An 11,293-nucleotide genomic window follows, 5' to 3' on the forward strand; every position below is an offset into this window, starting at 1 on the left:
CATCTCCGTGGAATATACAAGTGCCGAACCGTTTTTTTTGCATCGGGAAGCGGAGGTTTTCTCCTTGCAATCGCGTTTCGGCTGGAGTATATTCTAAGGATGATGGACGGATGGAACAAATCGGATTCTGCCGGGCGGCCGGGCGCTTTGCAGCGGGAAGGGGGACTTCTCTGCATCGTCGGGGCGGCTGCGCTGGCGGTGCGTCTGGTGCTTTTTTTCTCGTGGCTGGATTCACCGCTGCGCTTTTTTCACCGGATTCCCGGGCTCGACATGCAGTCTCTGCTGCGTTACGGCGAGTGGGGCGTGGACGGGATGCCGGCGGTGTTCACACTGCACCGAACACTCGTGGCGCTGGTCTATCATCTGAACGGAGGGGCCCATTCGGTCGTGGCGCTCGCCGTGATTCAGATGTTCTGCGGGGTCGGAACCGCCGTGCTGACGGCGTATTCGGCGTTGCGGTTGTGGGGGAGCCGCCGTGCGGCGCTCGCGGCCGGACTGGTCGCGGCGTTTTACGCGCCCGCGGTGATGTATGAACTTTCCATGCTTCAGGAGACGTTGCTCCTGTTCGCATTTTCCGCGAGTTTCGCCGGAATTCTCCGGGCCCGCAGACATCATTTCAGCCGCAGCGCGGGGCTGCTTGCGGGCATTCTTCTCGGACTTGCTTCGATCGGACGGCCGACCGCCCTGCTGTGGGTGGTCGCGGCAGTCGGCTGGAGTGGCGCAATTCTGTTCCGGCAGCGGAAAGGTCGATGGCGCCGGGCGGGGTGGATCGTCGCCTGCGTCGCGGCGGTCTGGATCCTTGTGACGGTGCTCAACTGGAGTTTCAACGGCGGGAGAAGTCCGTTTTTCAATGTGATCGGATACTCTGCGACGGTCAACAATCTTGAGCCTTCCGCCGCCGGCGGAACGGGGGAGGCCGGGGCGACGTTCCGGAGTTCCGTACCGTACCGGCTGTTCCGGATCGGTCTGAATGCCGCCGGCCGGGTGCCGATGGTGTTCCTCGCCCACGAGATTCCGGACAACTTGAATTACTATTTCATTCGCGACTGTTTCCCCGGACTGAAGCTGCTGATCGGGCCGGGACTTTTGATTCCGTTTGCGCTGGCCGGTCTTCTCCTCGTCCTCCTGACGGGGCGGTTTCTGAAGCGGGAGGGCGTGATCGTTCTGGCCGTGCTGACGCTGGCTCTGCCGATCTCGGCGAACTGGCCGATGGGTCGTTACCGGCTGATTCTGCTGCTGCCGTTCGCGCTGCTGGCAGTGGAGAGCGTGCGGATCGCGCTCAGGCGTCCCCGCCGGTTGTTTCTTCCGCTGTCCGGAGCGGTTCTGGCCGCGGCATTCTTCGTGAATCCGATGCGGGAGACGCCGTTCTGGAGAGCGTCGGACTTCGTCGCCTGGGCGCTCGCACTCGAACAGCGCGCAGGGGGGAAAACGACGCCGGAGTCGGTGAGCGTTCTCGTGGACGGCTACCGTTTGACCGGTGCGGAGGCGCCCGCCATGAATCTCTTGATCCGGCTGATCATGCTGCGGGAATTCGACGCCGCCCGGCGGCTGATCGACGATGCGCTCGCAAACCGGGTCGGCAACGCTTCGCTGCTGCACTATTACGCGGCTCTGCTGCGTATGGAGCAGCGCGATCCAGCCGGAGCGGAGGCGGAGCTTTCGAAATGCGATCCGGCCGCAATGGAGGATCTGACGATCAAGTATTATTTCCTGCGCGGAGAGGCCGCGCGGCTTCAGGGACGAAACGCTGAGGCGCGCGAACTTTACCGGAAAGCGCAGAAGTCTCCGGATCCATTCGGATTCCGGGGACAGGTGGAACGGGCGCTCGCATTGCCCGGCATCGCCGGGGAATGAGACGGATGCGGACGGAAGGCGCGCTGCCGGGAGCGACGACACTGGCAGCAGCAGTGATTCCGTTCACGTGCAGAGACAGGAGGAGTGAATGAAACGTTTTTTGATGATCGCGGCAGCGGTATCCGCCGCAGTGACAGCGGGGGCCGCGATACTCGATTCCATCCGCTTCGGCGATCCGGAGTCGGAACTCAATCACGGATTTTTCGGGCAAGAAATCGGCCTGGTTGAGTCGGCCGCCCTGGGCGAGCCGGCTCGTAAACTTCTGCCGACGGAACCGATTTCATGGCAGGGCGGGAGCATGAAGTTCAAAATGCACGTGAATCCACGCCGGATCAACTATGCCACAGTGAAGCTCTGGGGCGGAGATGTGAATGAAAATCTGCTGATCGTCTCCATCGACGGCAAGCAGATCGGTTACCGCCTGTTCGGCGACGTGGACATTCTCGATCACGGCAGTGCGGAACCGGCTGTGCCGGGTCGGTTCTACTACGTCACCATGCCGATTCCGATGTCTGCGACCTACCGGCGGAGCATGGTGGAATTCGAAATCGCCGCGACCGGGCCGATCGCGCCGGAGAAACGCGATTTTGCCGATTATCAACTTGAGATGCGTTCTCCGAGCCGCGGCATCTACGGATTTTATGTTCATGACGATGGCTTTTTTCTTCCTCCCGCGGATGAGAGGCAGGGAATTCCGCCTGAGCCGATTCCGCCGGAACCGGAGGACGCCGGGCGGGCTGTTGAGGCGTTTCGAAGCCGGGCGAACGCCCGGATAAACCGCTGGTTCGAACCCGGCGCGCGTTTCCGGACTCAGGAGGAGATGCAACTCGCTGCACACGCGTATTCCATCCGCTGGACGAAGGCGTATCGGAACCCCGCGATTGTGGAGAAACTGATCGCCGGTCTCGATGAACTTGCGCTGCGCAATATGGAAGATCCCGGGTTCGTGCGCAACACGGTCGACACTCCCGATTCCGAATGGTGCGGATTCGGTCCGGCCGGCGAGGCGGTCGTCTTGATGAAAGAGGTGCTGCTTCCACATCTGGAGCGGCCGGTGGAGCTGCCGGACGGAAGCAAGGTTCCCCGCAAAACTCTGTGGGCGGATCTGTTCGAAGCCGGAGTGAAGCACCTTTCCACGCATCGCCGCCCCTTCGCGGATCAGTCGCGGATTGTCGATCTGAATCTTTACTGGAGCAACTGTGCATTGCGGCTGATTGCGCCGGGGAAGGGAATTGCTCCCGGGCGTGTCCTCGGATTTCTCCGGGAGTCGGCCGGGATCGAACCCTGGTCCGGGCCGCTTGATGCGAAGGGGGCGGCCAGCTGGCCGTCCGGCCGGTCGCACCGGTTTCTGACTGCAAAATCACTGGCGAAGGAGTTCGGAGACCTCCAGGTGCGCCGTGGATTGCTCGATTGGCTCGGGGAGGCTTACGAGGCGACCCGCCCCGCCCCCGGCGAAGCGGGAGACGGCCCGCTCCGGGAAGCTCTTCGAAAGGCGATCCGGGCCGAAAGCTGTTTCCGGTATCCGGGGGTGGATGCGCAGGGGAATCCGCTTTTCCGGGCCGAGAGCGTCATCGACTGGCGCAAAATGACTTTTCCCGGCCGGATCGCCTACGTGCAATCTCCGGAGCCCGGTGTTTCCATACTCCGGGCCGCGGCGGCCGCGGAAGATCCGTACGCGGCGGGAATTGTGCGCCAGATGATTTCTCAGGGCAGATTCGCCCCGTGGCTCGCACGCCGGATTGCAGAGGGCGGTGATGACGTGCTCACGCCCGGTCTGCTCCACCTGCCGGAACAGTATGAGGCCATTATGAAACTGCCGCAGCAGGGGAGCGGCGTGCTTCCCATGAGCGATGGGGAGCCGGATTTCGTTTTCAGCGACGAGGAGAACGGAGTGCTCGCCGTGAAAGACGGCAGGGAGATTCTCTACGCGTCGCTTTACTGGCGCGCGATGCGGGGAGTCAACTTCCTCGCCCGGGTGCATCATATTGCGCCAGAGTTTGAGCGCATTGCGACGGTGCGGGAGGAGATCCGGTTTTCCCCTTCCGGCATGACCTGGCTGCGGCGGAACTGGATCAACTCCGGGCGCGGTGCGGGAGGAGTCAGCTATCCCGGCGGACGGAACTCGGTTCATATCGGAGAAACGCTGCCTGTGGCCTGGATTCCGGAAGGGAGTTCGTTTCAGGTCGGGCAGGAGTCTCCGCACGCCGGGCGCGGCGACTTCTATCGACTCGATTACGGTCCGTATCTTGTCGGGATGAACAGTTCCCCCGGGCGGACCTTCCAGATCGAGTTGCCCGGCAAGGGCGCGGCTTACCGGATTCTTCCCGCCGGGCGGACGGTTTCGCCGGGGGAGTCCGTCGAAGTCGAGCCGATGAGCACCGTCGTTCTGAAACGGGTTCAATAGCCCCTTTTCGGAAGGAGAGCGCGGCGAACCGATAAAAAACGGTTTCCTGTTTGCATTTTCGGCGGAACGATGATACCGTATCAAATGCGGAAAATTCTTTATTAAAACGGGTGAAATATGAGCAAACTTCTGATCGGCATTGACTTCGGCTCCGACAGCGTCCGCGCTGTCCTGATCGGCGCGGAAACCGGCGAAACCCTTGCGTCGCATGTCCACAACTATCGGCGCTGGGCGGAGGGGCTCTACTGCGATGCCGCGAACAACCAATTCCGGCAGCATCCGCTCGACTACCTTGAGGGAATCGAGAGCGTGGTCCGCTCAGTTCTGAAGGGTGTCGATCCGACCCGGGTCGCCGGAATCGGCATCGATACGACCGGCTCGACGCCGTGCGCGGTCGACCGCGAAGGTACACCGCTTGCGCTCCGGTCGGAGTTCGCCGAAAATCCCAATGCGATGTTCATTCTCTGGAAGGATCATACCGCCATCGCTGAGGCCGCGCGAATCAATGAGTACGCGAAGAGCCGCGGCGGAGTCGACTACACGATGTACGAGGGCGGAATCTATTCGAGCGAGTGGTTCTGGAGCAAGATCCTGCATACGCTGCGAACCGATCCGGCCGTGCGTGAATCGGCCTTCAGCTGGGTCGAGCATTGCGACTGGATCACCGGCGAGCTCTGCGGGCGGACCGATCCGCTCACGATGACCCGCAGCCGCTGTGCCGCGGGACACAAGGCGATGTGGCACGAGTCGTGGGGAGGGTTGCCGCCGGAGTCGTTTCTGACCGGTGTCGATCCGCTGCTTGCCGGATTGCGGGCCCGGCTCTACACGGAGACGTCGACGGCGGAGGTCCCGGTCGGAACCCTTTCTCCGAAATGGGCGGCGAAACTCGGACTGCCGGAATCGGTGGTTGTTTCCGGCAGCGCGTTCGACTGCCACTTCGGGGCGGTCGGAGCGCAGATCGCCCCGTATGAACTTGTGAAGGTGGTTGGAACTTCGACCTGCGACATTCTCGTCGCGCCCGATGTGAAAACCTGTGTGCGCGGCATCTGCGGTCAGGTAAACGGTTCGGTGATTCCGGGGATGATCGGGCTGGAGGCCGGGCAGTCCGCATTCGGCGATGTGTACGCCTGGTTCAAGCGTCTGCTCGGATACGCCGGCGAAATTTCGATCGCGCAGTTGGAGCGGGAGGCTGCGGCGATCACTCCCGGTTCGACCGGAATTCTGGCTTTCGACTGGTTCAACGGCCGCCGCACGCCGGATGCGAATCCGCATCTGCGCGGAGGAATTCTCGGGTTGAATCTCGGTTCGAGTGCGCCGATGGTCTACCGGGCGCTGGCGGAGTCGACGGTGTTCGGCGCGCGCCGGATCATCGAGCGATTCCGCGAGGAGGGGGTTCCGGTCCGGGCGGTTTCCGCGATCGGTGGAATTGCGCGAAAATCTCCGTTCATCATGCAGATGTGCGCGGATGTTTTCCATTTGCCGATCAAGACGCCGGCGGCGGACCAGGCTTGTGCACTCGGCGGGGCGATGTTCGCGGCCGTGGCGGCGAAGGTTCATCCGGACCTGAATACGGCGATGGAGAAGATGGGGGCGGGTGCGGACCGGGTTTATGAACCGGTGCAGGAAAACTCCGTCTTGTATGAGAATGAGTACCGGCGCTATCTCGCGCTGGGCGGGCTGCTGGAAGAGGAGGCGATGAAACATGTATAAGAAACTCAAGGAGAAATGTTACCGCGCGAACATCGAACTGCCGCGCCTCGGACTGGTGATCTATACGTTCGGGAACGTCAGTGCGATCGACCGCAAACTCGGCGTGTTCGCAATCAAGCCGTCCGGCGTCGACTACGCGAAAATGAAACCGGATGACATGGTCATTGTCGATCTGGAGGGAAAGGTGGTGGACGGCAATCTGCGCCCATCGACTGATGTGAATACGCATCTGGTTCTCTACCGGGAGTTTCCGCATATCGGTGGAATCGTACACACCCATTCGACCTACGCTGTGGCGTGGGCGCAGGCGCAGCGGCCGGTTCCGATTTACGGAACGACGCACGCGGATCATCTCGCCTGCGACATCCCCTGCAGCGAACCGGTTCCCGACGAGCGCATCGAGGAGGATTACGAGATCGAGACCGGCCGCCGCATCGTGGAACATTTCCGGGCAAACAAACTCAATCCGAATGAGGTGCAGATGGTGCTCGCCGCCGGGCACGGCCCGTTCGCCTGGGGTGTGAACGAGGAGAAGGCGCTCTACAATGCGCGCATTCTTGAGGAGCTCTGCCGAATCGCGCTGCTGACCGAGCGGATCAATCCGCAGGTTCAGCGGCTGAAGCCGTCCCTGATCGCGAAACACTACAATCGCAAACACGGGAAGAACGCATACTATGGGCAGAAGGATTGATGCGAAAAAGTGTAAGATCCGGTTTATCACCGGCAGCCAGCACCTCTACGGCGAAGAGACCTTGAAGCAGGTTGCGGCCAACAGCCGCGCCGTCGTGGAGATGCTCAATGGCAGCGGAGAGATTCCGCAGCAGATCGTCTGGCAGCCGACTGTGACGACTCAGGCGGAGGTGACGGCCGCGATCATTGCGGCCAACAGTGATCCGGAGTGCGCCGGAGTCATCTGCTGGATGCACACCTTCAGTCCGGCGAAGATGTGGATCAACGGGTTGAAACTGCTGCAGAAACCGATGCTTCACCTGAACACCCAGGCGAATCGCGACATCCCCTGGAGCACGATCGACATGGATTTCATGAATCTGAACCAGGCGGCGCATGGGGATCGCGAATTCGGATTCATCTGCACACGGCTCGGAATTGCCCGCAAGGTGGTGAACGGCCATTGCGGAGATCCGCTGGTGCGAAGCCGGATTGCGGCCTGGGTGCGCGCGGCGACCGCCTGGCTCGATTCGCAGACGATGCGGATCGCCCGTTTCGGGGATAATATGCGGGAAGTCGCCGTCACGGAAGGGAACAAAGTCTCGGCACAGATCGCATTCGGATACGCGGTCGACGGGTACGGTGTCGGTGATCTTGCCGAGGTTGTCCGGGAGGTCGCGGACACGGAGGTCGACGAGCTTGTGCGGGAGTACCGGGATCTGTATACGATTCCGGACCGCTCGGATGCGGCCATGGCGTCGATCCGCACAGCGGCGCGGCAGGAAATCGGGATTCGGCGTTTTCTGGAGGAGGGGAACTACTCCGGCTTCACGGACACGTTTGAGGATCTGCACGGATTCGATCAGCTTCCGGGACTTGCCGCGCAGCGGCTCATGGCCGATGGCTACGGGTTTGGCGCGGAGGGGGACTGGAAGACCGCGGCGTTGCTCCATTCGTTGAAGGTCATGGCTTGCGGGCTTCCCGGCGGCGTGAGTTTCATGGAGGATTACACCTACCATTTTGAACCGGGGCGCGGTCGTGTGCTGGGTTCTCACATGCTGGAGGTTTGTCCGAGCATCGCCGCTGCGAAGCCGACGCTTGAGGTTCATCCGCTCGGAATCGGCGGAAAGTCCGATCCCGCGCGGCTGGTGTTCGGCACGAAGCCGGGTCCGGCGCTGAATGCGAGCATGATCGAGCTCGATGGGCATTTCCGTCTTGTCGTGAACGAGGTGGAAGTCGTTGCGCCGGATGAGGATCTTCCGAAACTCCCGGTTGCGCGGACGGTCTGGATTCCGAAGCCGGATCTGGCCGAAGGGGCGCGGCGCTGGATCGAAGCGGGTGGAGCGCATCACAGTGTACACGCTCCGGCGTTGACACCGGAACATCTGCGCGACTTTGCGCGCATTGCCGGGGTGGAACTCATCGAGATTCGTTGACGGGAAAGCTGTCCGGGGGAGGGGGAGTGCCGCGTCAGCGTGCACCCCCCTCTTCGCATGGAACGGTGATGATTTTGACACCCTGTTTCCGGATCGTCTCAAGCATCGGCAGATTTTCCGGGCATGCCCCGGTCACGAGGATATCGACCGCGCCCCAGGGAACGAGGCGCGCCATGCCCGCTGCGCGGAACTTGCTGTGATCGGCGAGCATGACCGCGAGGTGGGCATGTTCGATCATGGTGCGTGCGACGCCTGCGGTGGCGTCGTTTGTGTCGAGAATGCCCGCCTCATCGACTCCGCGGGCGGAGAAGAGCACCGCGTCGGCGTGATATCCGGCGATGGCGCGTTCCGCCCGGGTGCCGGTCAGGATGCCGGCCTTGCGGTCGAGTGTCCCGCCCGGAATGATGACTTCCGGCCCTTCGTCGGAGGGGAAACGTTGCCGGATCAGCTCCGCGAGGTGCAGAGAATTGGTGATGACGCTGCCGGAGTCGATCAGATTTCCGAGCCAGGTCGTCGTTGAACCGCCGTGAATGAAAATCACGCTGTTGCGGGCGATGAGTCCAGCGGCGGTTTCGGCGATCAGCCGTTTTTCGCGACTGAACCACTGTTCCCGGAGCGGGAAAGGGATGGACTGGTTTGCATCCGGTTCGATCCGGCGGATCCCGCCGTGGATTCGCCGCGCGATCCGGTTTTCCGCGAGCCGCCCGGCGATTCTCCGTGCGGTGGCGCTGCTGCATCCGAGCTCTCCGGCGATTTCGCCGGTGGTCAGGACTCCGCGTTTTTCCAGCAGGCGGCAGACGGCTTCCTCCTGACTGCTTCGATTCATGGCATTCTCCCTGTTTGGGAAACAAGATACTCTCCTTTCAGCCAGTTTGCAAGCCGAAAATTGAGCGAATGCGCAAAACATCTGAGCATTTGCAAAAAAAGAGGAAAAAAGCCGGTTCCGGCGGCTGGATTGCCGCAAAAACGCGAGGTATATTCGCATCAGAAAACCGGAAAGGAGATTTGGAAAATGAAACGGAAACCGATGCTGATCGCCCATCGCGGGCTCTCCGCGACCTACCCGGAAAACACGCTTGTCGCATTTGACCGGGCGCTTGATCTGGATGTCGATGCCATGGAGTTTGATGTCCACATGACGAGCGATGGCGAGCTGGTCGTGACGCATGACGACACGGTCGACCGCTGCAGCAATGGTACTGGTGCGGTGCGGAATTTCACGTTTGCCGAGCTCCGGAAACTTGATTTCGGCGCCTGGAAGGCTCCGGAGTTCGCCGGGACGCGGATTCCGACCCTGTGCGAGGTTCTCGATCTGGTGGATCGAAAGCGTCCGGAACTCTATCTTTGCGTGGAACTCAAGGAGGACGACTGCGAATGTGCCCGCAAGGTGATTGCGGAACTTGACCGGCGCGGCCGTCTGGGAAACTGTTCGATCATCAGCTTTCTGCCGCAGATGCTTTATTTTGTGAAAGGGCTGAACGAGAAGGCGTTTCTGCATGGTTTCATCGATGAGTCGGAGCTGGACAAGCCTGAAAAACGCGAGTATCTGAACCTGGTTGACCGGATCGGAGTATCGATCGGAAACGTTTCCGCAAAGTTCTCCCGCAGGCTGCATGAGCTGGGAATCGAAGTTGACTCCTGGGCTGCCGACACTCCGGAGCAGCTTCAAAAGATGATCGATGCAGGAGTCGATACCTTCACCTCGAATGCGCCGGACCGTGTTCTTGCCCGTTTCCGGCAGGAGTTTCACCGTTGACGGGCCAGGGGGGATTGCAATGAGTATCATCACGATTGTCGGAGCGGGGATGATGGGTTCGGCGATGTCCGGCCCGGCAGCGGACAATGGTCATGAGGTGCGTCTGGTCGGGACGCCGCTGGACCGGGAGATCATCGATTCTGTGAGGGAGAGCGGATTTCATCCGACGCTGCGCAAGGGGTTGCCTTCTGTGGTCAGGGCGTATCAGGTCGAGGAGCTTGACCGGGCGCTGGAGGGGGCGGATCTGGTCATCGGCGGGGTGAGCAGTTTCGGGGTCGACTGGTTTTCGGAAGAGGTTCTTCCGCTGCTGCGGCCCGGGATTCCGGTGCTTTCGGTGACGAAGGGATTGCGGGACAATCCGGATGGGACGCTTACGCCGTTTCCGTACCTGCTCGCGTCGCGCCTGCCGGAAAAGACGCGTGGAATGATTCCGTTCAATGCGATTGGTGGACCGTGCATCTGCTTTGAGTTGCTTGACAAACGTCATACGATGGTTTATTTCTGCGGGGAGGATCCGACAGTACTTGAGACGATTCGCGGTATGCTTGCGACGGGATACTATCACATTCTGACCACGACGGATGTGGCGGGGGTGGAAGGGTGTGTTGCGTTGAAGAACGCCTATGCGATGGGGGTATCGCTGGCGGTAGGTCTTGCGGATCGCGAGGTCGGGGATTTAGACGGGGAGGCTGCGACGGCACTGTGTGCGCCGGGGGCGCCGGATCGAAATCCGGTCTATAATCCTCAGGCGGCGCTTTTTGCGCAGAGCTGTCTTGAGATGCGCCGCATTGTGGAGCGCATGGGAGGAGACGGGGCGCTGGCCGGCGGGGTGCCGGGGGCAGGGGATCTTTACGTCACGATTTTCGGTGGCCGGACGCGTCGTCTCGGGACGCTTCTGGGGCGGGGCATACCGTTTGCGGAGGCGGAAAAGATTTTGAAAGGTGTCACGCTGGAATCGGTTGCGATTATTACGCGGGTAGCGCGTGCGCTTCGTGCCGGAGGTGTGAATCGGGTTGAATTTCCGTTATTGTTTCACATGGATGCGATTCTGAACGGCGGTGCGGAAGTTGATCTGCCGTGGGATCAGTTTGGTTGTTAAGATTCGAATCCGGGCCCTGCGTTGCGATTTTCGCCTGATCGGCTTGAAATTCTGCGGACGCGGGGTTATTTTATTGTGATGCCCGGGTAGCTCAGTGGATAGAGCAGAAGTTTCCTAAACTTTTGGTCGGAGGTTCGATTCCTCTCCCGGGTACCATTTTTACGCCCGGAAACGCCCTTTGAGGTACCACTGAGTACCACTCGAAAATTTCTCATCCCCCTGTTTTCGGCTTTCTCCGGCTTCGGACGATACTGGCAATTACCGGCGCATTTTCTGCTGTTATTCTTAGCCACAGAAACTTTTAACAAAGAGGTTCTTCTGTGGCTAAGAAATCGTTACGCTTGAGCGTCGGGTCGATTTTCACC

Annotated in this window: 8 protein-coding genes and 1 tRNA gene; 8 read left to right on the forward strand and 1 reads right to left on the reverse strand. The window is 60.9% G+C overall.

Going from position 1 to position 11,293, the window contains the following annotated elements; translation table 11 throughout:
- Nucleotides 1-99: 99 nt before the first annotated feature.
- The 5 genes from Q0K10_RS12540 (at nt 100) to araA (ending at nt 8,073) form a co-directional block, all read left to right on the forward strand.
- Complete coding sequence (locus Q0K10_RS12540; protein WP_294507582.1) at nt 100-1,854, forward strand: tetratricopeptide repeat protein; 1,755 nt, start codon at nt 100-102, stop codon at nt 1,852-1,854.
- A gap of 88 nt (nt 1,855-1,942) precedes the next feature.
- Nucleotides 1,943-4,258 (forward strand): hypothetical protein, encoded by a 2,316-nt coding sequence (locus Q0K10_RS12545; protein WP_294507584.1) that lies wholly within the window; start codon nt 1,943-1,945, stop codon nt 4,256-4,258.
- Between the two features lie 117 nt (nt 4,259-4,375).
- Nucleotides 4,376-5,968, forward strand: a complete 1,593-nt coding sequence (locus Q0K10_RS12550) for a ribulokinase (RefSeq protein WP_294507587.1) — start codon at nt 4,376-4,378, stop codon at nt 5,966-5,968.
- Nucleotides 5,961-6,659 (forward strand): L-ribulose-5-phosphate 4-epimerase, encoded by a 699-nt coding sequence (locus Q0K10_RS12555; protein ID WP_294507589.1) that lies wholly within the window; start codon nt 5,961-5,963, stop codon nt 6,657-6,659. The genes Q0K10_RS12550 and Q0K10_RS12555 overlap by 8 nt, the downstream gene beginning before the upstream one ends.
- Complete coding sequence (gene araA / locus Q0K10_RS12560; protein ID WP_294507591.1) at nt 6,643-8,073, forward strand: L-arabinose isomerase; 1,431 nt, start codon at nt 6,643-6,645, stop codon at nt 8,071-8,073. Before Q0K10_RS12555 ends, araA begins: the two co-directional genes overlap by 17 nt.
- 34 nt (nt 8,074-8,107) lie before the next feature.
- On the opposite strand, the gene Q0K10_RS12565 is transcribed toward araA, so the two are convergent.
- Complete coding sequence (locus Q0K10_RS12565; protein WP_294507594.1) at nt 8,108-8,899, reverse strand: DeoR/GlpR family DNA-binding transcription regulator; 792 nt, start codon at nt 8,897-8,899, stop codon at nt 8,108-8,110.
- Between the two features lie 186 nt (nt 8,900-9,085).
- On the opposite strand from Q0K10_RS12565, the gene Q0K10_RS12570 reads away from it, so the two are divergent.
- From Q0K10_RS12570 to Q0K10_RS12580, 3 genes are all read left to right on the forward strand, one after another.
- Nucleotides 9,086-9,829 (forward strand): glycerophosphodiester phosphodiesterase family protein, encoded by a 744-nt coding sequence (locus tag Q0K10_RS12570; protein ID WP_294507596.1) that lies wholly within the window; start codon nt 9,086-9,088, stop codon nt 9,827-9,829.
- Nucleotides 9,830-9,848: 19 nt separating this feature from the next.
- Complete coding sequence (locus Q0K10_RS12575; RefSeq protein ID WP_294507598.1) at nt 9,849-10,928, forward strand: hypothetical protein; 1,080 nt, start codon at nt 9,849-9,851, stop codon at nt 10,926-10,928.
- A gap of 80 nt (nt 10,929-11,008) precedes the next feature.
- Nucleotides 11,009-11,084 (forward strand) — tRNA-Arg (locus Q0K10_RS12580).
- Nucleotides 11,085-11,293 lie beyond the last annotated feature (209 nt).

Origin of the sequence: uncultured Victivallis sp. (assembly GCF_944391105.1) — a bacterium.
GTDB lineage: Bacteria > Verrucomicrobiota > Lentisphaeria > Victivallales > Victivallaceae > Victivallis.

Coding starts and splice junctions, on each gene's coding strand:
- araA (WP_294507591.1), top strand. CDS start 6,643: ATGGGCAGAAGGATTGATGCGAAAAAGTGTAAGATCCGGTTTATCACC.
- Q0K10_RS12545 (WP_294507584.1), top strand. CDS start 1,943: ATGAAACGTTTTTTGATGATCGCGGCAGCGGTATCCGCCGCAGTGACA.
- Q0K10_RS12555 (WP_294507589.1), top strand. CDS start 5,961: ATGTATAAGAAACTCAAGGAGAAATGTTACCGCGCGAACATCGAACTG.
- Q0K10_RS12575 (WP_294507598.1), top strand. CDS start 9,849: ATGAGTATCATCACGATTGTCGGAGCGGGGATGATGGGTTCGGCGATG.
- Q0K10_RS12550 (WP_294507587.1), top strand. CDS start 4,376: ATGAGCAAACTTCTGATCGGCATTGACTTCGGCTCCGACAGCGTCCGC.
- Q0K10_RS12540 (WP_294507582.1), top strand. CDS start 100: ATGATGGACGGATGGAACAAATCGGATTCTGCCGGGCGGCCGGGCGCT.
- Q0K10_RS12565 (WP_294507594.1), bottom strand. CDS start 8,899: ATGAATCGAAGCAGTCAGGAGGAAGCCGTCTGCCGCCTGCTGGAAAAA.
- Q0K10_RS12570 (WP_294507596.1), top strand. CDS start 9,086: ATGAAACGGAAACCGATGCTGATCGCCCATCGCGGGCTCTCCGCGACC.